This is a genomic window from Alkalicoccus daliensis (assembly GCF_900103955.1).
Classification (GTDB): domain Bacteria; phylum Bacillota; class Bacilli; order Bacillales; family Salisediminibacteriaceae; genus Alkalicoccus; species Alkalicoccus daliensis.
The window spans coordinates 1-24,585 of the sequence record NZ_FNIL01000001.1; the positions used below are offsets into that span (position 1 = coordinate 1).

The window sequence follows — 24,585 nt, forward strand, 5'->3', positions numbered from 1 at the left end:
GGAAGGGTCGTGCAAGTCGAAGGCGGTCGCCGTCTCCTGAAGAGAAGCACCTGTCTGGTTCCTAAAGTGTAATACATGCAGTTTGAATTGGACAGAATAAACTGGTTTGGAACGTGGTTTCTGTACTCCTTTTACTCCGTAATGTTGATAGGCACGAACCCACCGTTTGATGGGAGTGACACTAGGGATCAAGTATTTCTTCGCCAATAACCGGTATCCCAGCTCTCCTTGCATATACTCCTTCACAATCATTAATTTAAATTCCTCACTATACATTGTCATACAAAAACACCCCAGAAGTTAGATTTTTAACTCTAACTTCTGGGGTGCACTACCCAAGCTTCCGCCGGGAAGCGGAGGAGAACCCAGTACATAGAAAGTCATAAATATACAATTCATCTCACTTTATAAGACTCTGAGTATTTTCTAACTCCTTTCGAAATAACTGTGAACATTTTGTGGACCTCCTACTCCCTTCATAGTTTCTTCAAACTTTTCTTTTAAACTTGGTAACAGTTAAAGAAAAGCAAAAGAAAGGGAGTATCAGCTATGAATAAAACATGGAAATTATCGAGTGTCGTTACAATCAGTTCCGTTTTGCTTTTAGCAGCATGTAATGGGGGAGACAACGAAACTGCGGCAAATGAGAACGCTTCTGGAAATGGAGGAAGTGGAAACGATACACATAATAATCATATGAATGAAGACATGAACGAGCATATGAACGAAAATATGGAAGAGCACATGAACGAAAATATGAATAACCATATGGATCATAATGAAGATATGAATGAGCACGGGGAACATATGGATGACCATGAGGAACACATGAACGGAAACAATGAAGCAAGAGAAGCTTTTGAAGAAGAAGCGGCACAGCTTCCGGAAAGCTGGAATGACAATGCCGGAGAGAACCTGCAGGTGGATAGCACAAAAAACATTACCAGACTTTCCGGGAACAGCGTAGAGGAAATGTCTGTCATTGCCTCGCAGACGATCTGGCCGGCAACACATGAAGCAAATCAGCCGGGTACCGTAATTTTAGCAGAAGAGGACGAATGGCAGCATGCACTTGCCGCTTTGACGCTTGTGCACCATCCAAATGATGGTCCGCTTCTGTTGATGGAAGATGGCCTGACAGAGGACCTGGTGGCAGAAATAGAGCGCCTGGCACCACTGGGAAATGAAGAAGGAATCGAAGTACTCGTTGCAGCGGATCTTTCTGCAGAGGAAGAAGAGATGCTGGAAGGATTTGAAACAGATAATGTGTATGAAGAAGATCCGGCACAGTTCGCAAAAGAAATTGAAGAAAGCTTTGCCGAAATTATCGGTGAACTGCCGGACAGTGTTATCATCGGTTCCATGGAAGAGGAACATCAGGCTTCTTCGTTATTAGCAGGAAGCTGGATTGCCCATATGAATGAATCACTGCTTTACGTAAATGAAGAAATTCCAGCAGCGACAAAAGAAGCGCTGGAAGCAAGAAACGGAGAAGCGAATATGTATCTGCTCGGGAATGACGATGCTATTTCCTCAGAGGTAGAAGAGGAGCTTGAAGAATTCGGCAATGTCGTGCGTATTGAGGGAGACACGCCAGCAGAACTCTCCATCGCATTTGCAGAATATCAGGACGATTCCTTTGGATGGGGCATCGATGAGCCTGGCCACGGACTTGTATTTGCTTCGGTAAACGAACCGGAACTTGCGATGCCAGCGATGCCGCTTGCGCACCTAGGCAAGCATGCGCCGCTTATCTGGATGGAGGAAGAGCTGGAGCAGCCACATGCGGACTATCTCGCAAAGCTGAAACCAAGCTTTGAAGAGGCACCGATGGAAGGACCATATAATCACGGTTATGTAATAGGCGGAGAAGATACAATCTCCTTCCAGGCACAGGGTACACTTGATGCACTGCTGGAAATAGAACAGCTGGACGGAGACGGACACGGAGATCACTAAGAAGAAGCTGATCTTTTCACGGAGAAACAGTAAAATAGAAACAGCAGCAGAAACTGCCGGATTGCATCAGTATGCAGACGGCAGTTTTCTGTAAGGAAAGGAGTAATTTTATGAAGCACCGTATATTAGCAGTAGATGATGAGCAGCAAATGCTCGACTTAATCGATGCCTGCCTTCCCGGAGAAACGTACGAAGTATCTGCTGAAACGAATACCTCCAAAGTGCTGGGACGCATCGATTCAGAAGATATTGATCTTATCCTGCTGGACGTGATGATGCCTTATAAAGACGGGTGGGAGCTGTTAAAGGAAGTGAAGCAGCAGAGCCGCATTCCCGTTATCATGCTGACGGCGCTCGGGGATACGGAACAGGTGGTGCAGGGACTGCATGGAGGAGCGGATGATTACATAACGAAGCCTTTCGAGCCGAAGGAATTAACGGCCCGTATAGAAGCAGTATTAAGAAGAATCCGGCCTCAGGAGGATGAAAAGACACATCGTGCAAAAGGAATTTTAATAAAAGAGGAAACGAGAGAAGCGTTCGCGAAAGAAATTCCTCTTCCGTTAACAAAAAAAGAGTTTGAAATTCTGCTTCACTTTGTCCGAGCACCAGGGAGAGTGTTTACGAGAGAGCAGCTCCTTGACATTGTATCCACGTTAGGTGAAAAAGGGATGGATAGAACCATCGATGCCCATGTGAAAAATATCAGGGAAAAATTAAAGCAGGCAGTTCCCGAAGAAACGTTTATTGAAACAGTGTGGGGTGTAGGCTACAGATTGCCGCAGGAAAGCGGGCACAGAAAATGAAGCTGTCTTTAAAAGCAGCGGCACTTGTTTTTGCGGCGTTTTTACTCCTTATTTCGGTATTGAGCGCGGGCTTTTATTTTTTATCCTACAATTTTTATCAGGAGCAGCTGCTGACAGATATCGATCGAAGAATGGATGCGCATAGAGAAGTAGTGGAAGAAGATTTTCACCCGGAAGTGTTCAACCACGTGCGGGTGATGGAGGAACGGGCGGAAGAAGTGAATTATATTTTATTTGACGGCGAGGGAAACGCAGTCGAAGAAACAGCAGGGATCAGTGACGAAGAGAGGGAAATCTACAACGGATGGCTTGCATCGCAGCTTCCACTGGCAGACTCCTCTATGGAATTTGTAGATACTTCGCATCATACGATTGCACACGTATTTGCAGCGCATCCTGTCATTATTGACGGAACAGTAGAAGCATACCTTTTTGTAGACCAGGCGACGACCAGATTTGAAGCAACACGTGCTTCGCTGCTCTGGCTGACAATTGGCACATCGGGTATCAGCCTGCTGCTTGCCGGAATGCTTGCCTGGTTTTTCTCCCGTTTTATGACCCGTTCGCTGGTGAAGCTGACTAAAGCAACGGAGCAGGTAGCCAGAGAAAATTTTGATGCAGCGGTTTATACGCCGCGGCAGGATGAAATTGGGGAACTGAGCAGAAGCGTGCACATTATGACCAATCAGCTGAAATTTTACCGCGATTCCCGCCGGAAGTTTCTTTCAGATGTTTCTCATGATCTGCGCACCCCGCTCACCTATGTGAAAGCATATGCGGCTTTATTGAAGGACCAGCCGGCCATGCCGCCTGATCAGCTGAGCAAGCAGGCAGGCGTAATTCACGGAGAGGCCCTGCGCATGGAAAGATTGGTGGAGGATCTGTTTCAGCTGACTAAAATGGATGAAGGGCACTGGGAACTGGAACTGGAAGAAGAGGATTTGACTGATCTTTTAACAGATGCACGCCCAAATTTCGAAATGATGGCCCAGCAGGAAAACCGGCAGCTGCATATGAAACTTGCAGGCGTCCCTTCTATTGTTCATGTTGACAGTGAAAGGATGATTCAGGCGCTGACAAACATCGTCCGGAATGCGCTGCATCATACGCCGGAAGGGAAAACTGTGAGCATTTATTTGTCGAGGGAACAGGGCGAAGCAGTGATTTCTGTAGAAGATGAGGGACCCGGAATTCCGGAGGATGAACTTCCCTTGATCTGGGAAAGGTTTTACCGAGCAGACAAGTCACGCACTTCTTCCGCAGGCGGCAGCGGCCTTGGCCTTCCTATTACCAAACAGATTGTAGAAGCGCATCACGGGAAAGTCGCCGCTGTTAATAAGGAAAGTGGTGCAGTGTTTATTATCAGGCTGCCGCTGGTCAGGAAAAACAGCTGAGGTCTGTTAATGACTAATCGTCCGGCGGTGCATTGATTGATAAAGTATATACAGTGAGCCAATTTCATAATTACATTTTCAAGGAGAATTGAAGAACGTTCATTGACATTAAACATTGAATGTTCGTTTTTCATAAGTGTTCCGGAGTGACAGACGGTGACTCCCGGAGGATCAGCGCAGTCTGAAGATCCAATAGAACGAAGGTTTTTTATCGTCCTATTTAGCTGAAGACAAGCCCTCGGGCAAGCAGCTGTCTATAACGAAGAGACCCTCTATTGTTCGTTTTGAATTATCTGATTTTGTATTATGAAATTGCTTCACAGTAAGTAAAAATTGAAGTTTCAGGGATAAAAGGAAATATCATATTACTTTCTTATCTCTTGGATATTACTCGAAGGCAGAGGGAAAATTTAAGGCGGGGGTTCCAAAAATTATTTATAAAAATATCAGGATACCCAACCTTATATTTAAGGAAAGATATCCTGAAATTTTTTGCAGTGTGAAATTAGTGAGAATGGGAGCCTTCTTCTTCTGGAGGCTGCTTTTTCAAATAAAAGTGTTCGGATATAAAAATCAGCAGAACGAAAGTAACAGAAACGATAGTGATAAGAAGATCCGTCGTTATTTTATACCAGAGAAAAGCTCCTAACACTACGGCATCAAGTATTATCGCAGAAATTACTATGGAAGCTTTCGCGTTAATATCATCTTTTAATCGCGTCAGAATACCCCAATGAAACATAATATCCATCGATAAATAAAAAATCGCGCCCAGCGTAGCAATACGCGGTAAATCAAAGAACACCGTGAGTATTATAGCAATTGCCGCCACGTAGACGAGCATGTGCTGCTGCAGATTCCCCGGTAATCGAAAGTGTTTATGTGGAATCAGCTTCATGTCCGTCATCATGGCAGTCATACGGGAGACCGCAAATATACTTGCTATAATTACAGAAATCGTCGCAAGAATTGCAATTCCAATAGTAAACCAAACGCCAAGCTCACCTAACGCAGGCTCTGCAGCTGCAGCAAGCGAATAATCTCTTGCCTCAATAATTTCAGCTACTGACAGATTGCTTGATACTGCCCAGGTGATTAGAAAATATATCACTGCACATATAGCAATAGATATTGCAATCGCTCTGCTGATGTTTTTATGGGGGTTTACAATCTCAGCCCCGTTATTGGTAATAGTGGTAAACCCTTTAAATGCGAGAATCGTCAGCGCTAAAGAAGCAATAAAGTTAATACTTGTATGCTCCGGCGCGCTTCCTGTCAAAACTCCGTCAAAGGTGAAATTAGAAACCCAAAGGGCTGCAAGGGCGAATGCTGCAATCCCGATAATTTTCAAAATGGAAATAATAGAAATGAATTTTTCGATAAATTGGTTTTTAGTTAAATTAATCAGGAAAGCAAATATGATAAGTCCCACCCCAAGCACAGGAACCAGAAAGCTGTCAGAACCGATATTAAACAGCTGCAGGCTGTATGTTCCGAATGTACGTGAGATTAATGCCTGGTTGATAATCATAGAAATTGCCATTAAAAGTGCAGCTGCACCTGTAACGGTCCCTTTGCCGTATGCCTTAGCAAAAAACATTCCTATGCCTCCAGCGGATGGATAGGCGTTCGCCATTTTTGCATAACCATAGGCACTAAAAACTGTAATCAGACCGCCGACGATAAAAGAGAGCGGAAATAAATAACCTGTAATTTCTGCGACTTGCCCGAGCAGTGCAAAAATCCCCGCACCAATCATTACTCCGGTACCCAGTCCAACGGCACCAGGCAGGGTAATACTGTTCTTTTCATAATTACCTTGTTTCATAACTACCTCCTTGACCAGATTAAAATAAATAGATTTTCTGTAAAATCAGTCCTTTTCAGCGTGAAAAGCTCAGCTGAAAACCAGCGCGTACTTTATGCATAAATGAGAAACAAGCTTTTAAGGGGTTTTTCCCTTATTCCTGCTGATAAAACAAATAGGAGCTTCCTGATAAATACAGAAGCTCCGCCGGAATAGGAGGAAGAGGGAGAAGATTTTCAGAAGGAAACAAGGAAATTTATTTTCTGGTCAGTACCTGTTTCTTTTCTTCATATTCCTGTCTATTAATTTCTCCTTTTGCATACCGTTCATTTAAAATGGCTATACTTGATTTATCTTTTGGAGAATCAGTATGAAAAAGCTTGCCGAGAAGATAAAAGACAAGAAATAACACAAGACCAATAAAAAGCAGCCAGACAAACGCGCCGAGAAACATACCTGCACTCCAAAAACCGCCCTCCATCATATGGTTCATCTCCGCACTTCCTTTCTTATCTTCTGCCTTGTTTCTATGATAGGAAGAAATTATGAATAAAGTATGAAGTAACGAGATTTCTGCATAATTTATGTTAAAAGTGCATACATATTTTATCGGCAGCTGACCAAACAAAAAACGCGCACATCTCTGTACGCGTTTGTGTTACCAGCTTGCTTTTTTTACACCGGGGAGCTGTCCCTTGTGCGCACGGTTACGGAACTCTATACGGGAAAGTTCAAATTTACGCAGTACAGCGTGCGGCCGGCCTGTTACTTTGCATCTGCGGGTCAGACGGGTAGGAGAAGAGTCACGAGGGAGTTTTCTCAGCGCTTCATAATCTCCTTTTTCTTTTAATTCTTTCCGGAGAGCTGCATAGCGCTGTACCAATTCCTCCCGCTGTTTTTCTTTTGCGATTTTTGATTTCTTAGCCATGACAAATATCATTCCTTTCACATTATTTTTTAAAAGAGAAAGCAGGAACATTCAATTGAAAATGTCTTTTTGACCCTTTCATGTTCTCTTCATAGGAGAGGTTAGAAGAAGTTTCAAATATTAAAGCCTGTTTCAGTGTCTCCTCTGTTAATTCATGCAGTTTTTGTTCAATGAACTGTACTTTTTCAAAAACAAAGTCTGCCGGTAATGAAAAAGCCGCTGCGGTCTGAATTACAGGTGAATTTGAAACCAATAGGGAGAAGAACTCTTCTTCTGTAGCTGCCTTATCTGCCAGCATTGATTCAAGTTTTTCATGCATAAAAAATATTTTGCGATCTTCTGCAGGTAAAGTACGCAAAAGCTGCGCCCGGATAAATTCATAGCGGGAATTATTCAAAATTTCTTCCTCCAATCCTCAAATCGAAATCTTTACGATTTAAATTAAAACATAACGAATTCTTTTTGTAAAGAAGCATCTCCGTTTTGTTTTGGAACAAATACTATAGTGCATTTATTGAGCGACAGCCCGAATATAGTTTAAAAAAGTCTTCATAAGTGCTTTTTAAATGAAACAAAGATAGATTAATTGAGGGAGATTCATGAGCAGTAGACATAATAATGGAAGACAACTCTCTCGGAACCATCCACTGTTATGCAGATTCATTTCCTCATTCAGAAAAATATTTTCGAAAAAATGAAAATGATTCCTCTCTAAAAGTTACTATCTGCAGTTGAATCATTTTATTATTAAATCGTAAAGCTTACTGTTTACAAAACGTAACCTTTACGATAGACTAAGTTTAGATATTGCCTGAACGCTGATTTTCCGCGTTCTATTACAGGCATGGCATATGAAAGTGGTAAAAAGATTTACCAGGCATATACTTACAGAAAAATAGTAATCAATAATTAAAAGGGAGTTCTTCAAAATGAAAAAAGCATCTTTATCAATCGTATTACTTTCCACTGCATTCCTGGCAGCCTGTGGAGCAGACAATGAGGGAAATAATGAAACGGCTCAGGAAAATAACAATACAGCAGACGAGAACTCTACAGAAGAAACTGCTGACACGGAAGCAAATGAAGAAAGTGATCCAATTACTGTAATGACAACACTTTTTCCGTTAGAAGATTTTGCGAATAAAATTGGCGGGGAAGAAGTCAACGTTGAGAACATTGTGCCTGCCGGAGCAGATGCGCACACATTTGAACCGACTTCCCAGCAAATGATCGAAGCTGCGGAAGCGGATTTATTTATTTACAATGGCGCAGGTTTTGAAGGGTTTGTGGACCAGTTAGAAAGTACTTTCGCCTCTCAGGATGTGGAAATGATCGAAGCTGCAGAAGGTATTGATTTAATTTCTTATACTCACGACCATGCTGATGAAGAAGATCATGACGGGCATAACGATAACCACGAACATAATGACGAAGATAATCATGATCATGATAATGAGGAAAGTCACAATCACGATCACAATGATGGAGAAAATCATGACCACGAGAATGAGGAAAATCATAACCACGATCATGAAAACAATCATGATCACAATGATGAAGAAAATCACGACCACAACCATAATAATGATGAAGATCATAATCATGACCACAATAACGAAGAAAATCATAACAATGAGGAAAATAACCATGACCACGGCGAAGATGATCACGACCATGCACACGGTGAGGAAGATCCACACGTATGGCTTGACCCTACCCGTGCAGTAGGACTTGCTGAAAATATCCGGGATGCGTTCATTGAAATGCGTCCGGAACAGGAAGAGCTGTTTAATGAAAATTATGAAGCGCTGGTAAGTGATCTGGAGGAGCTGCACGAAACGTTTTCTGCGGAACTGAGTGACACTGCAAACGATACAATTGTCGTGTCCCATGCAGGATACGGCTACTGGGAGGAGCAGTATGGCATTCAGCAGCACGGAATTGCGGGCTTGTCGCCAACAAATGAGCCTTCTATTCAGCAGATGGAAAATACGATTGCGATGATGGAGGAAAATAATATTAATTACGTATTATTTGAGCAGAATATCCCACAAAATATCACACAGGTCGTACAGGATGAAGTTGGTGCAGAAGCACTTTCACTTCATAACCTGGAAGCTTTAACAGAAGAAGATATGGAAAATGAGGAAAATTATTTCAGCTTAATGGAATCCAATTTAGAAACGTTGAAAGAAGCACTGCAATAATTTGTCCGGGAGGGATCAGCATTGTATGAATGGGTGATTATCGGCGGCGGGATCCACGGGTGTACCACTGCAAATTTTTTAGTGGAAAAAGGAGCGGCAGTTGACAGGATGAAAATCATCGATCCGCATGCAGCACCGCTTACCCGCTGGAAAAAACGTACTTCTTATATCGGTATGGAATTTCTGCGCTCTCCTTCCGTACATCATATTGACAGAGATCCCTTCAGTCTGCAGAAACACGCAGACCGCATAGAAGATACGAGAAATTTTTACGGGAAGTATAAGCGTCCCAATTTGGAAATGTTTAATGAACATGCGGAACAAACGTTTCAGAAAAAAGGATTGATGGAGGCATGGGTACAGGGGACAGTCCAGACACTGCAAAGAGAAAACAGCCGGTGGAGGATTGCCACGAAAGAAGGGCTCTCGTTTGAGGCAAAAAATGTAGTGGTCGCCATCCGTCCGAATAACCGGCTGCATATTCCTTCCTGGGCAGAAAAATTCCGTGGAGAAGGCATATATCATATTTATGAGGAAGAAGCACCTTTGATGGAATCACTTGCGCCTGCAGTTACTGTAATAGGCGGAGGAATCAGTGCAGCACATACTGTTATTAAGCTGGCACAGCTGTATCCCGGAAAAGTGACATTATTAAAGAGACACCCTTTCCGGCTGCATTCTTTCGACAGTGACCCCGGGTGGCTCGGACCGAAAAATCTCACTGCGTTTCAACAGACGAAAAGCTACGAAGCCCGCCGCGAGCAGATTACCAATGCGAGGCACCGGGGCTCTCTTCCAAAAGATATTTATATGAAATTAAAGCGTCTGGAAAAACAGCAGCTTATTGAAATAATAGACGGAGAAGTGGCGCAGGTAGAAAAAAAGAATAAACAGCTCCAAGTCCGGTTAAAAAGTGAAGAAACCTTTGTAACAGCTGCAATGCTGCTTGCTACCGGATTTCAATCTTCACTGGAAGACGAAAAATGGCTGCATGCGCTTCGGGAAAATGAAAATCTTCCTTGTGCAAAATGCGGCTATCCTATCGTCTCTTCCTCATTAGAATGGTGCGGTCACTTATACGTGACAGGACCGCTCAGCGAATTGGAAATAGGACCGGTTGCCGGAAACATTTCCGGAGCCCAGAAGGCAGCGGAACGGATTGCTGCCAGTGTCATTTGAGTGTGAAAGGAGAAATATATGACGAAAAAAATTCCCGTAACGGTCCTGAGCGGCTACTTGGGAGCGGGGAAAACGACATTATTGAATTATCTGCTGCATCAGGCGCAGGAAATGAAGGCGGCAGTTATTGTTAATGATATGAGTGAAATAAATATAGATGCGGCTTTAGTGAAGCAGGGCGGTTTTTCCCGGAGTGAGGAAAAGCTGGTGGAAATGCAGAACGGATGCATCTGCTGTACGCTTCGTGAAGATTTAGTTATTGAGGTAGAAAAACTGGTACGCGCCGGAGATATTGATTATATTTTAATTGAATCGAGCGGGATTTCAGAGCCGATTCCTGTTGCACAGACATTTACATATATGGATGAAGAACTGGGGATAGATTTATCCTCGCTCTGTCAGCTGGATACGCTGGTAACGGTAGTTGATGCCAACCGGTTCTGGGAGGATTTTTCCTCCGGGGAAAGTCTCCTGGACCGCGCCCAGACTGCCGACGAGGAGGATGAACGGGAAATTGCAGATCTGCTCATCGATCAAATTGAGTTTGCAAACACACTCGTACTGAACAAAATTGATCTGCTGTCTGAAGAAAACCGACGTAAACTGGAAGGCGTACTGAAGAAATTAAATCCTGAAGCAGAACTGTTGGAGAGCAGGTATTCTCAGGTCCCTCTGGACAGCATTTTAAATACCGGCCGATTTGATCTGGAGAAAGTGAGTCAGGGCGCAGGATGGATCAAAGAATTAAATGAGGAACATGTACCGGAAACAGAAGAATACGGCATCAGTTCCTTTGTGTATAAAAGAAACCGCCCGTTTCACCCGGGAAGGTGGATGAAATGGCTTGAACGGTGGCCGGAAGATATCATAAGGTCCAAAGGGTTTTTCTGGCTTGCTTCGAGAAATGAGACGGCAGGCCTGCTGTCCCAGGCGGGAACTTCGCTGACTATCGAAGCAGCGGGAAGCTGGGTTGCTGCCTATCCGGAAGAAGAAAGAGCAGCGCTCTTAAAAGAAGATCCTGAACTTCTTTCAGTGTGGGATCCTGTGTATGGAGACAGAATCACAGAATTAGTGTTTATCGGACTCAAACTGAACCAGAAAGAAGTGGAAAAAGAGCTTGATACGTGCTTGTTAACGGACAAAGAAATGCAGGAAAGCTGGCAGAAATATGAAGATCCGCTCCCTGCCTTTCAATAAAAAACAGTTATCCCCCGGGAATTTATACCGGGGGATTTTTGGTGTAGCAAGTTACTTGAAAGCCTGGATATGATATCCTTAAAATGGAAGTAATGACTAAGAGGAGGAAAACTCTCTTGGAAACAAAAGGTGAAATTTTACATATGATTCGAAATGACGCAGAAATGATGAAGATAATTAAGTGTGTGAGGGAATTAGAACTGCCGGACTGCTGGGTTTGTGCAGGCTTGCTGCGAGCGAAAATATGGGATGTACTTCATGATTTTTCTGAAAGAACCCCTCTGGCAGATGTGGATGTTATATATTTTGATGAAGAAAATACTTTGGAAGCGACAGAAAAACGATGGAAACAGAAGCTGCGTTCCAAAATGCCTCATGAACCCTGGTCAGTTAAAAACCAGGCAAGAATGCATAAAGTAAATAATATTTCTCCATATGCTTCCGCGACAGACGCCATTTCCAAATTTCCTGAAACAGCTACAGCGCTCGGTATTAAACTAAATGCAGAGGATGAGTTGATTTTAACAGTACCCTGGGGGATCGAAGACGCTGTGAAGATGAAGGTACGCCCCACCCCGTTTTTTGAAGAAACCGAAGAAAGAATGCAGATTTATAGGGAACGGGTGCAGCAGAAAGACTGGAAAAGCAAATGGGGGAAATTAGAAGTAGTTTTTTAAATGGAAAAGTTGAGATGGTTTTATAAAATTTTTTTATTGGAGAAGGGCAGAGATTCTAAACGTTTTTAAATACATTTTAAGGAGGTTAACATGAAATATACCTGCCTGCTGATAACAGGATTAATCTTTTTACTGCCAGGGTGCGGACCGCCCACTGATTTTGAAGAGGGGACTCTGTTGGAAACAAATAGAACAGCTCCAGATGAAGGTATTGGAGAACAGGGAGTTCATATTGCGGAAGATGCGGAGGAGTTTAGAGATTTCTGGGAAAGTTATGGCTACCGGGAAAGCCCGCCCGATATCGATTTTAATGAACATACAGCAATACTCATGCATACAGGAGAAAGTTCCTGTGAAAAAGAAGTGGCGGAAATTCATACTGGAGGCGGCAGTCTCACAGTGGACGTGGCGCAGGAAGAAGGACCATGCAACGACATTTATTATCCGAGGTCTTTCGTAATAACTGTCTCGCAGGAAACTATGCAGGAAGTGGAAGAAGTAATTTTTGAGGAAGAAACATTTCCTTTGGAAGAATAATTTACTTATCGAACCTTTATTTTTACTGCGGTTAAATTTCAAGGAGGAATTCAAATGATTATTGGACTGCATCATGTACAGATAACGATCCCAAAAAATGAAGAAGAACAAGCAAAAAATTTTTATTGCGATCTGCTTGGACTGGAAGAAGTAATAAAGCCGGAAACTCTGCAGGGACGTGGTGGATTCTGGCTGCGTGTCGGAAATCAGGAGGTACACGTAGGTACAGAAAACGGAGTAGAACGCCTTGCCACGAAAGCGCATCTGGCCTATCAGGTAAATAATCTGCATGAATGGAGAAACAAGCTTGAAGAAAATGGTATTGAAATTATTGAGTCAGTTCCTATCCCCGAAATGAAAAGATTTGAATTCCGTGACCCTTTCCACAACCGGGTGGAAATGCTGGAGCTTCTGTAAAAACCATAAGGAGACGAGCGGATATGGATAAAATATTTGATGCACATTTGCATATTATCGAACCCGGATATCCTTTGATTGAAAACCAGGGTTTTGTGCCCGAACTATTTACCTGTACAGCCTATTTACATAGGATGAAGCATTACGAACTGCGCGGAGGTGCAATTGTATCGGGTTCTTTTCAAGGATTCGATCAGTCGTATTTAATCAACGCGCTGAAAACACTTGGACAGGGATTTAGAGGCGTCACACAGCTTCCACCCGACTGCACAGATAAAGAAATTTTGGAGCTGGACAAAGCAGGCGTAAAAGCCGTGAGAATGAACATTAGACGCGGCGGCAGAGATCTGCTTGGTCAGCTGGAAGCTTTGGCTGAGAGGGTGTATGGGCTGGCAGGATGGCACGTAGAGTTATACATAAATGCAGCCGACCTGCCGGAAATTTCATCAATCTTAAAGAAACTCCCGGCAGTTTCCATTGATCACCTTGGCCTGCAAAAAGAGGGGTTGCCATTCTTGCTGCAATTAGCTGAGAAAGGAATGAGAGTAAAGGCAAGTGGTTTCGGCAGGGGAAATTTGAATATTGCGGAAACCATCACGGCAGTTTACCAAGCTAATCCTAAAGCTCTTATGTTCGGCACGGATCTGCCTTCCACCAGAGCACCGCGTCCCTTTGAAGATAATGATATAGACATTATTAAAAAGGTACTCCCTCCCGAAGCTGTAAAAGACGTGCTCTATCGAAACGCAGAAGATTGGTATTTTAAGAAGTAGGAGTGATTTGGTTGATCTATTTATTACCAATTTCAGAACAAGGATTTGAAATTTATTTAAAAGAAGCAATTATTTCTTACGCAGAGGAGAAAGTTAAGGCAGGGAATTGGATAAGAGAAAATTCGCTGGATAAAGCCGCAGCAGAGTATGGCCGGCTGCTTCCTGAGGGAAAATCGACTAAAAATAATTATCTTTACGAAATTAAAAAAGAAGAAAAAACAATAGGGTTTGTGTGGCTGGCTCTAAAAACGCCACAAAGAGGATTTATATACGATATTAAAATTTTTCCAGCTCACCAGCGTAACGGGTTTGGGAAAGAAACTTTAATACTAATTGAAGAACAATGCTCAAAGCTGGGGATAGAGAAGATAGGGCTGCAGGTTTTCCCACATAATAAGCGAGCTATAGCCCTATATAATAAGCATGGTTATGAAGTAACAAATATGAAAATGGAAAAAGAAATTCAAAAAAATAATCAAAGTTAAGATGAAATGGAGCTTCTGCAGTACCCAGGCAGCTGAGAATTTTCTTTTTGTGTTTTATATTCCACAAACATCGATTGATCCTTCGCAATTAGCATAAGTAAGCGGGGGCATATTGAAAAACATGATTATTTCGTATTCCCCCGCTTTACCTGCATAACCCCGAACACAAACAGCGCAAGCGGAAACATAAAAACTCCTATTACCGTAAAGTTCCCTCCAAAAAACAGCCGTAAGCCAATACTTATACTTAATGCGAGCAAAGGGTATCCAGCCAGATAAGTTAATTTACTTTTCGGGGCTTCATTATCAGCTCGCTGCTGCTGTTTCTTAAAATCGAGCCCGATAATGAGAGCTCCCGTTATTAATAATACAGCAACAAAAATATACCAGAACATCTGATTCCTCCATCATTCGTTTCTCTACTGATATCCTTTATATTGGAAATTTAAACAGGGATTTCATTTTTAGCATGAAGTCTTTTATAGAAGAGTCGTGCTACCTTGAAAATAAAAGTTCCGCTAAAAAGATAATGTGGCAAATTCAGCTGACTGCAGCAGAAGTATTCTTTGCTGCATGAAAACTGCAATAAAACTATACTTTCTGCACTGCGAATTTGTCGAAAAATGATCCGTCAATTTACTGGTTCTTTCATCCTGTATATGGAGGGAAAAAAGATGCAATTTGTCGAAAGAAAGTGTAATATATAAAATGCTAAAAGAAAATATATTTATATTACATCGCATGTATCTCACATAAAGGAGTTTTTTCTTTGAATGGTTTACGAAATAGTGTGTATTTAATTTTATTCACCATGATTTTCACATTCCCTTTCACGAGCGTTAACGCAGATCCTGAGGAAGAAATTGCACTCTACAGTGAGGCAGCTATTGTAATAGATGCTGCAACCGGAGAAGTTATTTTCGGGAAAAATGAACATCGTGAAATGTATCCGGCAAGTATTACTAAAATTGTTTCAGGCCTTGTGGCAATAGAAGAAGAAATTTTAAATGAAACTGCAGAAGTAAGTGAGTCTGCAGCCTCGGTAGATGGTACGAGAGTTTACCTGCTGCCCGGGGAAGAAGTATCAGTAGAAAAACTGGTTCAGGGGCTTCTGATTAACTCCGGCAACGATGCAGGGACCGCTTTGGCAGAGCACGCTGCTGGAAGTGAAAGAGCTTATGCCAACATGATGAACACATTTGTGGAAGAAAAAGTAGGAGTGGAAAATACAAACTTTACCAATCCACACGGGCTGTATCATCCGCTGCATGTAACAACTGCAAGTGATATGGCAGAAATCTCCCGTTATGCTATGGAAAATGACACTTTCCGTACTATTGTCGGCACCAGACAAATGGAATGGATCGGCGAAGGCTGGGATACAACCATTTACAATCATCACCGGATGCTCGGAAATGTGGAAGGCGTCACAGGGATAAAAAACGGGTTTGTTTCCCAGGCCGGGGCCACGCTTGTGACTTCAGTGGAGAGAAATGGCTCAGAGCTCATTATCGTAACTTTAAAAGCCCCTTCTGCGGATGAATCTTATCGCGACACGCAGAAACTAATACAATACGGCTTTGAAAACTTAACCACGCAGCATACCTGGTATGAAGCAGGGGTGGAAGAATTGGTGAAGTACCTGACTTTGCAGGGTACTGCAAGCGCAGCTACTGAGTCTTTTCCACGTGTGATTACCATTCATCCGGAAAAAACAAGCATTGTCTGGAAAAAATGGAACGGGGAAATCATCTACGAACAGCCGCTATACCGATAGACAAAAAAGCAGGTCACACTGATCTGCTTTTTTTAATGCGTGGATACTCCTTCGCTTGCCGGAGGAAATTTGCATTTTTATATTCAGCTATTTCTAATACCAGTTCATCGGAATTTGTTTGCATTTTTCACTTCCGTGCGATTGTTTCTTGCGCTTGCTGTGAATAAGTGGTTTTTGCAATAGAGTTCTTTAAAATTACTTTGCCAAAGCCTGTGAAAACAGATCTGTGCTGATCTCTGCTTCCAATGAAAAATACACTTCTACAGCTGCAGAACTTTTTTGAGAAATAAACAGGGGTTTAGATCTTTTCTAATTGGTTAATACACAAAAGTAGGCAGAGATTTAATGGGAATTTTATTATTTACACACTGAACGAATCAACAGGAGGGATAAAATGAGAACGAATTATGAAAGTAACTATGAAAACAATGGAACTTCAAAAAGCAAATTCATTACGCCGGCAGTGTTATTATCTGTAATTGGTGGTATCATCTTCTGGCTTTCAAAACGGTCAGACCAGAGTGATTCAAACGATTCACAGGGAGTAAAGGAAAAAGCACAGCAGGCAAATGAACAGATAGATAAAGAAGAACTGAAAGACCGGTTCATGCGTGTAGTGGATCTGGTAAAAACTACTGCAACAAGCCTTCAGGAAATCTATGATAAGCATGGAGAAGATCTTATGGAGCAGACAAAGCAGGTAAAGGAACAAGCCGAAAATGTTGCTTCAACTGCAAAAGAAGCAGGCGAAGATTTGAAAGAAATAAAGGATACGACCGGTCAGGAAACGAAAGAAGAGTTAAAGGGAGTAAAAGATGCTGCAAAAGTTGACACTGGTTCTTCAGAATCAAATCCAGAAGCCGTGCCTTTTGATCAGACAATTCCTCCTTTCCGGGATCCCCGAAAATAACAGAAAAGTAACCGGCAGCCGTTATGGAACTCTCCATAGCGGCTTTTTTATGATTTTAAAACCTCATCATCTGCAGCATCAAATAATTCATTTTCTTTTACTTCATAATCCTGGTTAAAAAAACAAGCAGACTTCATCGTTTCTTCACAAATTAGCTCCATAATGAAAACATGATGAAAAGGACCCTTTCTTCTGAAAGCCTGACACTATATAATGCTTACGGGACAGTTTCATCTTAAGATCATCAATAGGGGAGAGAGTAATATGAAGAAAGTTGGCTTAACAGCGTTAGGGACAGCGCTTTTTATATTGTCCGCTTGTGCAGAAAATACGGATGACATTGAAGTCTCCATGCACAATGGGGCGGAGGCAACAACGCAGATGCAGGAAACCGAAGAAGAAAATATAGAAAAAACTGAACTTCGAGAAAAGGTTACATCATTTATGCATATACACGGTCTTTCTTATGACCCGCTGCAGCCTGATATATTATATGTGGGCACGCACCATGGATTATTTCAGATCGATGAACACAATCAGTGGCACTGGATAGCTCCGGAAGAAGAAAGGCACGACTTAATGGGATTTAATTTTTTAGATGATGAGACGATGATTTCCAGTGGGCATCCAGCAGCAGAATCTGACCTGCAAAACCCCATTGGTGTGGTGACCAGTAAGGACCGGGGGGGCTCATGGGAGCCGGTTGCGCTGCACGGAGAAGTTGATTTCCATGTGCTGGAAGTGAATGCTGGGAATTCTGAAGTGCTGTACGGAGTAGATGCACAAGAAGCAGTACTGTACCGTTCCTTTAACAGCGGCAGTGATTGGGAAAAACTTCCCTGGACAGGTCTGCCCGAAGGAGAAGTAGCTGCATACGCAATAGTATCTGATCCTGAAGATCCTTCTTCCCTCATGATGGGCTTGCCGCAGGGGATATTTCATTCTTCCGACAGCGGAGAATCATGGGAATTGATGCACGAAGGGATGACCCTCTCTATTGGTGAAGGAAGTATGCATGGCGAAGGAGTGGTCACGGCCTATCTTTTAGGAGAACCATCCGGCCTGATGCAAAGCAGGGACTTTGGGGAGACATGGGACCCATTGAATCTGACTTTGGAACATAACGATGCAGTGATGCAGCTGGCTGTGCACCCGGAAAATGAGAATATAATTACGGTAGGGACTTCCCAGGAACATTTATATCAAACTATTGATGGTGGAGAAAATTGGACAATGATTGCGGAAGCCGGAGAACCGGTATCCTGACATATAGCAGCCTCAGCCCGGCATTTGCTGGCCTGAGGTTTTTTTTGAATTGATTAGATAATTCACCAGCTATTCATTTACCAGGAGTAAATTTTCACGTTACAGGAAGAACATGGTACACTAAAATGGTAAATACATACTTTATTGGAAGAGGTAATTCCAGTCTGGCTTCTCATTATTATCACTTTTGTAAAGGAGAAGAACTTCCTCAAACCAGCACAGGGAATAAAAGCTGAATCAAAATTTTATAGCGTGGCTTTTCTGAAAACTTACTCTTTAAAGCGCTCAAATAAAATATTTCGATGTTGATATAGGAGATGCATTTCGAGGAGGTAAAGCACTTTGGAAATCATTTTATTGATACTTATTATATTAGGAATTATTAAAAGTATTTTCCTGCTGCAGTCAAGTCTAGTAAAAAAGCTGGGGCTGCAGGAAGCTGGATGGAAGGATTTCAAAGAAAATGGCGGAATATTATATAAATTAAGCTGGTACGCAGCTTTAGGGCTTCTTATTTTAATTCTTCTATTATGGGGGATGGGTCAGGAGCTTATTTATGTAGTTACTGTTTATTATTTCATATATATTTCGACTAAAATGCTCTATGACTGGAAAAAGTCAGAAGAACCCCTGCGGGCGGCAGTAACACTTATTACAAGCGGAGCTGGATTAGGAGGAATTTTTATGTTTGGATGGATTGTTTATCTCATGCTTTAGAAAATAGTTGCTGCTGCTTTGATGGAAAGCATCTGATTTACTAATTTACGATGTTTTGAAAAATAATATAAAGTAAACCTTTATGAGGAGGAAAATAAAGATGAACCCAGTATTGATTCAACCTACTCTCTATTATCAGAACGCCTACCTTGATTTTTATGAAGAATGGATAAACAGCGGAGAAGAACTTGCTCCTTCTATAATAAAGTATTCTCCGGATAAATTTGAAGAAATGCTTGCACATCTGCAGGAAGCAGCCCAGGAAGAAAAAACTCCCGCCGGAAGAGTACCTCATTCCACTTATTGGCTTGCAGCAGAAGACAAAATTCTCGGGGCAGTCAATATCCGGCACAGCCTGACGAAAGAACTTCGTAATACGGGTGGTCACATCGGTTACGGCATTCGTCCTTCGGAAAGAAGGAAAGGCTATGCCACAGAGTTGCTGCGGCAGGCGCTGCTGAAAACAAATGAGCTTGGACTGAAAGAAGTGCTGGTGATGTGTAATTCTGATAACATAGGCTCTAAAAAAACAATCCTGCACAACGGTGGAGCAGCAGAATATGATTTCATAGAGCCGGATGCTACTGTAATAAACAGGTTTTGGATCCACAGGGGCAATTGCACAGATCAAAAATAATTTGTATAAAGTTACTCTGTATCTAAATCTTTAAACATCGCTATCGCACGTTTTCTTTCCTCTTTATGGTCGACACTTGGTTCTGGATAATCCTTCCCGATAATACAGCCTGCTCGTTCTTGTTCTTCTTTTTTCATTTTATGCGGTTCGTGTATGAATTTAACCGGCACTTCTTTTAATTCAGGAACGTATTTTTTAACGAAAGCACCTTCAGGGTCGAACCGGGCTCCCTGGCGGACAGGGCTGAATACGCGGAAGTACGGAGCGGCGTCTGTTCCAACAGAAGATGACCACTGCCAGCCGCCGGAATTAGAAGCGGGGTCATGATCTATTAATTTCTCCCGAAAGTATGCTTCCCCAATTCTCCAATCCATCTGATAATCCTTTGTAAGGAAAGAAGCTGTAATCATCCTCAGCCGATTGTGCATCCAGCCGACTTTATTCAGCTGACGCATTCCGGCATCTACGATAGGAAATCCAGTGCGGCCTTCTTTCCATTTCTGCAGAAGGTCTTCATCCTCACGCCAGGAAAGCTCTCTGTATTTTTCCTGAAATTCTTTCGTTTCCACTTCCGGAAACTGATGAAAAATCATGTTATAAAAATCACGCCAGGCAAGCTCTTTAATAAAAGTTTCCGGACCTTTCGCAGCTTGTTTTTCTCTGGCACTGTCCGCTGCCTGAAAAACTCTCCGTGCAGAAAGGGAGCCGGTTCGTAAATAAGGAGACAGTCTGCTCGTGCCGGCTTTTTCTGGGAGGTCTCTCGATTCATCATAATGCGGGAGCACTTTTTTGCAGAAGTGTTCAAGGCGTTTCCTTCCTTCTTTTTCTCCCAGACGCTGCCACGTGCACTCACATAGCTCTACTACTTTTTCCCAGGCTTTTTCACTTTCAGCATCGAGTGTTTCCTTTGTTCCATAGCTGCTTTTCAGATCTTTTTGTGTGACAGAAGAGAGGCTTGGCTTTTCTGCCTGCATCCAGTTTCGCGAATAAGGAGTGTAAACTTTGTAGGGAGATCCATCCTCTTTTAAAATATCTTCGGGCGGATGAATGTAATTTCCCGGCGTCTGCTCGAAATATGCACCATTTTTTTCTATCACACTGCGTGCTTCCTCATCCCTGGCAGCAGCAAAAGAAGTATACTCGACTGCGCCAAAAATGGTATGTATGCCGCTTAATTGATCAAATAACTGCTGAAAAGCTTCCGTTACGGACCCGCTTATTATATGAAGCTTCATCCCTGCCTCTTCACATTGCCTGGAAAAGTTGTCGACAGTCTGAAAAAAATAGTCATTACTCAGGTCAATTTGGCCGGTGAAATCAGGATGAAGATGAAACACAAACAGGATTTCTCCATTAGTTTGTTCTGCTGCATCCAAGGCTTTCTTGAGTGCAGGGTTATCATCAAACCGGAAGTCATTTCGAAACCATACTACATATGTATCTGCTTGCATTTATAGACACCTCCGTAAATTTTTCAGTTTCCTTTACTACATTTCCTTAAATGCAGGGAAGAAAACCTGCAGGGCGGCAGAAGAAAACTTATACTTTAAAAATGAAATTGACACATCTGAAAAAGAAGAGTAGTTTAAAATCAGGATGAATGAAGTGGGAGATACACCATGAAAAATGAAAATAGCCCAAGCTGTTGAAGGAAGTCAAGGCTGGACCAGCGCAGGTTCAGAATTCATTTCAGCGACATGTTCTCCGCTGAGGTTAGTCGGGAACAAGTCCTCGAGTAAGCCTTGCCGAGAGTGGAACAGCATGACATACCTTCTAATAACAAGCTATTTTCAAAGCAGCCTAGAAATAAAGAAATTTATCCAGGAGGAACAAGTATGTTCAATAAAAAAAATAAAGAAAAGCAGCCACGCAAAAAACAGTTTGCTGTAATTGGGCTCGGGAGATTTGGCGGAAGCGTATGTAAAGAGCTCCACGCGCAGGGGCATGAGGTACTGGCAATAGATATCGATGAAGACAAGGTGCGGGAGTATGCAGAGTTTTCTACGCACGCTGTCAGTATTGATACCACAGACGAAAAAGCATTAAAAAATGCTGGAATCAGAAACTTTGATCATGTGGTAGTTGCGATTGGAGATCATATTCAGGCGAGTATTCTGACCACTTTAAGTTTAAAAGAACTCGGGATTGAAAAAGTCTGGGTAAAAGCCCAGAATACGTATCATCAAAAAGTGCTGGATAAGCTGGAAGCAGATCTGGTAGTGCATCCGGAATATGACATGGGAAAGCGTATCGCACATAAAATGACTTCCGACAAAGTGATCGATTTTATTGAACTGGAAGACGACTACAGTATTGTGGAACTATACGCCACGAAAAAAATGCACGGTAAAAGCTTAATAGATTTAAATATCCGTTCAGAATATGGAATTACGATTCTTGCTTTTAAAAGAGAGAAAAAAATGAATATCAGTCCCAACGCGCAGGAAGAACTGCATGAAGGCGATTTGCTGATTGTGATGGGGCATACGAAAGACCTGGAACGATTCGAAAACGAGGCATTATAATCAGTCTGAAACTAAAATCTTATCAGCGTAAAACAGGAACAGATCTCTTTTGAAGAGAAGCTGCTCCTGTTTTTTAGTTTATAATTTTTTCTGTTAAAGCGTACGGCCGTAACGTTTGGAAATAATGTCATAAAATCCGAGTGCATTATAAAGGCGCTTGGTAGCTTCATTGTTCATCCCTGTCTCCAGTTCAATCCCTTTTAATCCTTCATTTTCTGCCCATTGCAGCACATGGAGCAGCAATTTTTTTGCGATACCCTGTTTCCGCTCCGCTTTCTTCACATAGAGGTCATTCAGCCATATGTAGTAACCGCCTTTATCAAGAGCCACACCTTTATTTAAAAAAGCACACCCGATTACTTCATTATTTCTTTCTGCCACAAAGAACTCAGAAGCACATTCTTCCTGAAGTGCGAGTGCAATCGTTTCTTCCAGTTTTTCTGGAGTAGGAACATTGCTCAGCTGCTCCATCTGTTCCATCATCAAGCCAGCTATGTTGGCAATCTCTTCTTTCGTTCCCGGTTTTTCTACTTTATAAATTTTCATCAGGCAGGACTCCTTTGCATAATTTCAATTTGCTGTTCAAGGAATAGTCATTTATCCCCGTTTTGAAACGGTAGGATTTATGCGACAATCATGTTATAACTATAATAAGCGGATTTTGTGCTTTTTAACTTTCATAAAATGAGGGGACAGGACGATGGAACAATTTTTCTCAACGTTTACTTTCAGGACGATCTGGACACCGGAACTAATTCTGGTGCTTGCTTTGGTCAGTGCTGTATACTTTCTTATCATAACAAAATACCGTCACAAGTTTCCAGATGCTGAACCGGTGGAAAAGAAACGGATTGTTTATTTTCATCTCGGTCTGGTCGCGGTTTACTTAGGGTTTGGCGGACCACTTTACGTACTGGGCCATTTAATGCTCAGCATGCATATGATTTCTATGGCAATTGTATACTTAATTGCGCCGCCTTTACTGCTTCTGGGAATTCCAAGCTGGTTTTTCAAACGATTCCAGCAGATGCGCCCGGTGCGCGGGTTCTTTTTTGTGATAGGGTTTCCAATTTTAGGCCTGCTTTTATTTAACGCTGCTTTCTCTATTTATCATATACCAGCAGTGTTCGACTATCTACTTACAAATGAAGGTGCGCACAACTTCTATCAGGTTGCAATGCTTCTGCTGGCAGCACTGATGTGGTGGCATATTATCCCGCGGATTCAAACAATGTATACAATGTCTGAATTAAAGCGGATCGGGTATATGTTTATAAGCGGTGTATTATTTACTCCTGCCTGTGCGCTGATTATCTTTGCAGGTACGCCGCTGTATGCAACTTATACAGATCCGGCAACCTGGTCCATGGCAATTGCCTACTGCCTGCCTCCGGGAGCAGACATACCGTTTAACTTGATGTCCGGGGAACAGTCACTGACGTTTTTATCACCAACCAACGACCAGCAGTTCGGCGGCGCGATGATGAAAGTCATTCAGGAACTTGTTTACGCAATTGCGATCGGTCACTCTTTCCGTCTTTGGGTAAAAAGAGATAAGGATGAAGCACCGAAGCTTGAGTTCCAGGAATATGAAATGTATCAATCGAAAGCTTAGAAAAGGAAGGATATTATGAAAAATATTGCCGCACTTCTTATCGGGGCAGGCCTTCTTTCCGGATGCAGCTTTTTGTATGAAGATGCTTCAGAATCTGCCGCTGGCGGAGATGCTGTAATTGATGTGACTGTCTCGGAAGATCCATGGGTAGCAGGAAAATTCGAAGCGGTCAATCAGCATGAGGAAACTGTTACTGAACAAGATTTAGAAGGAGAATGGTGGGTCGCAAAAACCATTTTCACCCGTTGCCCAACAGTTTGTAACGTCATGACACCGAACATGAAAGAACTGCAGGCGGCTGCAGAAGAAGCAGGAATAGATATTAAAATTGTTTCTTTCTCAGTTGATCCTGAATTTGATACGCCGGAACGTCTGGAAGCCTATGGAGAATCCTACGGCGCTGACTTTGATAACTGGCACTTCGTAACAGGGTACGAGATGGAGGAAATTCAATCCTACGTGCTGGAATCTTTTAAGGCGCAGATTCAGGAAGTGCCGGAGCAGGAAGATATTATGCATCCGACCCGGTTTTTCCTGATCGGGCCTGATCGTAAAGTACACCGTATGTATGCAGGAGAAAACAGCTTCGATGCGGAAGTTACTGTAGAAGACATGCAGCAGGTAATTAATAATTAAAGGAAAGAAGCTGTGCCGTAAGGATGGCGCAGTTTTTTTCTGTTTTCCGGGGAGAAAATAAATAGGAAATTTTCTTTTTAGGCTTCCTCAAAAATACAAGGGAGTAGTCATACAGTCTATTGAACTAAGTGATTTG

The 24,585-nt window shown here is 42.4% G+C and carries 27 protein-coding genes; 19 read left to right on the plus strand and 8 right to left on the minus strand.

The window, feature by feature from the left end; all coding sequences use genetic code 11:
• On the minus strand, positions 1 to 282 hold a 282-nt coding region (locus BLP92_RS00005; protein ID WP_139148899.1), incomplete at its 3' end, for a helix-turn-helix domain-containing protein.
• Between the two features lie 267 nt (positions 283 to 549).
• Between BLP92_RS00005 and BLP92_RS00010 the strand changes: the two genes are divergently transcribed.
• The 3 genes from BLP92_RS00010 (at position 550) to BLP92_RS00020 (ending at position 4,159) form a co-directional block, all read left to right on the plus strand.
• Positions 550 to 1,959: an ArsR family transcriptional regulator gene (locus BLP92_RS00010; protein ID WP_090839311.1), complete on the plus strand. Its 1,410-nt coding sequence runs from the start codon at positions 550 to 552 to the stop codon at positions 1,957 to 1,959.
• Between the two features lie 110 nt (positions 1,960 to 2,069).
• Entirely contained in the window at positions 2,070 to 2,765 is a 696-nt protein-coding gene (locus BLP92_RS00015) for a response regulator transcription factor (RefSeq protein WP_175444127.1), read from the plus strand.
• Positions 2,762 to 4,159, plus strand: a complete 1,398-nt coding sequence (locus BLP92_RS00020) for a sensor histidine kinase (RefSeq protein WP_090839316.1) — start codon at positions 2,762 to 2,764, stop codon at positions 4,157 to 4,159. The genes BLP92_RS00015 and BLP92_RS00020 overlap by 4 nt, the downstream gene beginning before the upstream one ends.
• A 505-nt stretch (positions 4,160 to 4,664) precedes the next feature.
• Here the strand turns inward: BLP92_RS00020 and BLP92_RS00025 are convergent.
• The 4 genes from BLP92_RS00025 to BLP92_RS00040 all read right to left on the minus strand — a co-directional run bounded on the left by BLP92_RS00025 (position 4,665) and on the right by BLP92_RS00040 (position 7,291).
• Positions 4,665 to 5,987 (minus strand): APC family permease, encoded by a 1,323-nt coding sequence (locus BLP92_RS00025; RefSeq protein ID WP_090839319.1) that lies wholly within the window; start codon positions 5,985 to 5,987, stop codon positions 4,665 to 4,667.
• A 235-nt stretch (positions 5,988 to 6,222) separates the two neighbouring features.
• Positions 6,223 to 6,459: an SHOCT domain-containing protein gene (locus BLP92_RS17845; RefSeq protein WP_139148900.1), complete on the minus strand. Its 237-nt coding sequence runs from the start codon at positions 6,457 to 6,459 to the stop codon at positions 6,223 to 6,225.
• Between the two features lie 165 nt (positions 6,460 to 6,624).
• The gene (rpsN, locus tag BLP92_RS00035) at positions 6,625 to 6,894 is read right to left on the minus strand and encodes a 30S ribosomal protein S14 (protein ID WP_090841018.1); all 270 of its coding nucleotides are present in this window, start codon (positions 6,892 to 6,894) and stop codon (positions 6,625 to 6,627) included.
• 22 nt (positions 6,895 to 6,916) lie between these two features.
• On the minus strand, positions 6,917 to 7,291 hold the full coding sequence (locus BLP92_RS00040; protein WP_090839325.1) for a hypothetical protein: 375 nt from the start codon (positions 7,289 to 7,291) through the stop codon (positions 6,917 to 6,919).
• Positions 7,292 to 7,823: 532 nt separating this feature from the next.
• On the opposite strand from BLP92_RS00040, the gene BLP92_RS00045 reads away from it, so the two are divergent.
• The 8 genes from BLP92_RS00045 (at position 7,824) to BLP92_RS00080 (ending at position 14,366) form a co-directional block, all read left to right on the plus strand.
• Entirely contained in the window at positions 7,824 to 9,101 is a 1,278-nt protein-coding gene (locus tag BLP92_RS00045; RefSeq protein ID WP_090839328.1) for a metal ABC transporter solute-binding protein, Zn/Mn family, read from the plus strand.
• Between the two features lie 21 nt (positions 9,102 to 9,122).
• Complete coding sequence (locus BLP92_RS00050; protein ID WP_090839331.1) at positions 9,123 to 10,280, plus strand: FAD/NAD(P)-binding protein; 1,158 nt, start codon at positions 9,123 to 9,125, stop codon at positions 10,278 to 10,280.
• An 18-nt stretch (positions 10,281 to 10,298) separates the two neighbouring features.
• On the plus strand, positions 10,299 to 11,477 hold the full coding sequence (locus tag BLP92_RS00055) for a GTP-binding protein (RefSeq protein WP_090839335.1): 1,179 nt from the start codon (positions 10,299 to 10,301) through the stop codon (positions 11,475 to 11,477).
• Between the two features lie 116 nt (positions 11,478 to 11,593).
• On the plus strand, positions 11,594 to 12,154 hold the full coding sequence (locus BLP92_RS00060) for a nucleotidyltransferase family protein (protein ID WP_342028349.1): 561 nt from the start codon (positions 11,594 to 11,596) through the stop codon (positions 12,152 to 12,154).
• A gap of 90 nt (positions 12,155 to 12,244) precedes the next feature.
• The gene (locus BLP92_RS00065) at positions 12,245 to 12,691 is read left to right on the plus strand and encodes a hypothetical protein (RefSeq protein ID WP_090839337.1); all 447 of its coding nucleotides are present in this window, start codon (positions 12,245 to 12,247) and stop codon (positions 12,689 to 12,691) included.
• A 54-nt stretch (positions 12,692 to 12,745) separates the two neighbouring features.
• Positions 12,746 to 13,108, plus strand: coding sequence for a VOC family protein (locus BLP92_RS00070; protein WP_090839340.1), 363 nt, complete (start codon positions 12,746 to 12,748; stop codon positions 13,106 to 13,108).
• 23 nt (positions 13,109 to 13,131) lie between these two features.
• Positions 13,132 to 13,881: an amidohydrolase family protein gene (locus BLP92_RS00075; RefSeq protein ID WP_090839343.1), complete on the plus strand. Its 750-nt coding sequence runs from the start codon at positions 13,132 to 13,134 to the stop codon at positions 13,879 to 13,881.
• Positions 13,882 to 13,892: 11 nt separating this feature from the next.
• Positions 13,893 to 14,366, plus strand: a complete 474-nt coding sequence (locus tag BLP92_RS00080; protein WP_175444128.1) for a GNAT family N-acetyltransferase — start codon at positions 13,893 to 13,895, stop codon at positions 14,364 to 14,366.
• Positions 14,367 to 14,491: 125 nt separating this feature from the next.
• On the opposite strand, the gene BLP92_RS00085 is transcribed toward BLP92_RS00080, so the two are convergent.
• Positions 14,492 to 14,761 carry a hypothetical protein gene (locus tag BLP92_RS00085; protein WP_090839351.1) on the minus strand — a complete coding sequence of 90 codons (270 nt, stop codon included), beginning with the start codon at positions 14,759 to 14,761 and terminating at the stop codon, positions 14,492 to 14,494.
• A gap of 374 nt (positions 14,762 to 15,135) precedes the next feature.
• Between BLP92_RS00085 and BLP92_RS00090 the strand changes: the two genes are divergently transcribed.
• The 5 genes from BLP92_RS00090 (at position 15,136) to BLP92_RS00110 (ending at position 19,673) form a co-directional block, all read left to right on the plus strand.
• The gene (locus BLP92_RS00090; RefSeq protein ID WP_244516606.1) at positions 15,136 to 16,143 is read left to right on the plus strand and encodes a D-alanyl-D-alanine carboxypeptidase family protein; all 1,008 of its coding nucleotides are present in this window, start codon (positions 15,136 to 15,138) and stop codon (positions 16,141 to 16,143) included.
• 394 nt (positions 16,144 to 16,537) lie between these two features.
• Positions 16,538 to 17,053: a YtxH domain-containing protein gene (locus BLP92_RS00095; protein WP_090839354.1), complete on the plus strand. Its 516-nt coding sequence runs from the start codon at positions 16,538 to 16,540 to the stop codon at positions 17,051 to 17,053.
• A 264-nt stretch (positions 17,054 to 17,317) separates the two neighbouring features.
• Entirely contained in the window at positions 17,318 to 18,319 is a 1,002-nt protein-coding gene (locus BLP92_RS00100; RefSeq protein WP_175444129.1) for a F510_1955 family glycosylhydrolase, read from the plus strand.
• A 342-nt stretch (positions 18,320 to 18,661) separates the two neighbouring features.
• A complete protein-coding gene (locus BLP92_RS00105; protein ID WP_090839360.1) occupies positions 18,662 to 19,036 on the plus strand; it encodes a hypothetical protein in 375 nt (124 codons plus the stop codon).
• Positions 19,037 to 19,136: 100 nt separating this feature from the next.
• Complete coding sequence (locus BLP92_RS00110; protein ID WP_090839363.1) at positions 19,137 to 19,673, plus strand: GNAT family N-acetyltransferase; 537 nt, start codon at positions 19,137 to 19,139, stop codon at positions 19,671 to 19,673.
• Between the two features lie 11 nt (positions 19,674 to 19,684).
• On the opposite strand, the gene BLP92_RS00115 is transcribed toward BLP92_RS00110, so the two are convergent.
• A complete protein-coding gene (locus tag BLP92_RS00115) occupies positions 19,685 to 21,124 on the minus strand; it encodes a cryptochrome/photolyase family protein (RefSeq protein ID WP_090839367.1) in 1,440 nt (479 codons plus the stop codon).
• A 384-nt stretch (positions 21,125 to 21,508) separates the two neighbouring features.
• Here BLP92_RS00115 and BLP92_RS00120 point away from each other — a divergent pair, with 384 nt between their 5' ends.
• Positions 21,509 to 22,198 (plus strand): potassium channel family protein, encoded by a 690-nt coding sequence (locus tag BLP92_RS00120; protein ID WP_090839370.1) that lies wholly within the window; start codon positions 21,509 to 21,511, stop codon positions 22,196 to 22,198.
• A gap of 93 nt (positions 22,199 to 22,291) precedes the next feature.
• On the opposite strand, the gene BLP92_RS00125 is transcribed toward BLP92_RS00120, so the two are convergent.
• Positions 22,292 to 22,744, minus strand: coding sequence for a GNAT family N-acetyltransferase (locus BLP92_RS00125; RefSeq protein WP_090839372.1), 453 nt, complete (start codon positions 22,742 to 22,744; stop codon positions 22,292 to 22,294).
• A gap of 154 nt (positions 22,745 to 22,898) precedes the next feature.
• Between BLP92_RS00125 and ctaG the strand changes: the two genes are divergently transcribed.
• Both ctaG and BLP92_RS00135 read left to right on the plus strand, forming a co-directional pair.
• Positions 22,899 to 23,813 carry a cytochrome c oxidase assembly factor CtaG gene (ctaG, locus tag BLP92_RS00130; RefSeq protein WP_090839374.1) on the plus strand — a complete coding sequence of 305 codons (915 nt, stop codon included), beginning with the start codon at positions 22,899 to 22,901 and terminating at the stop codon, positions 23,811 to 23,813.
• A 15-nt stretch (positions 23,814 to 23,828) separates the two neighbouring features.
• Entirely contained in the window at positions 23,829 to 24,449 is a 621-nt protein-coding gene (locus BLP92_RS00135; protein ID WP_090839377.1) for an SCO family protein, read from the plus strand.
• Positions 24,450 to 24,585 lie beyond the last annotated feature (136 nt).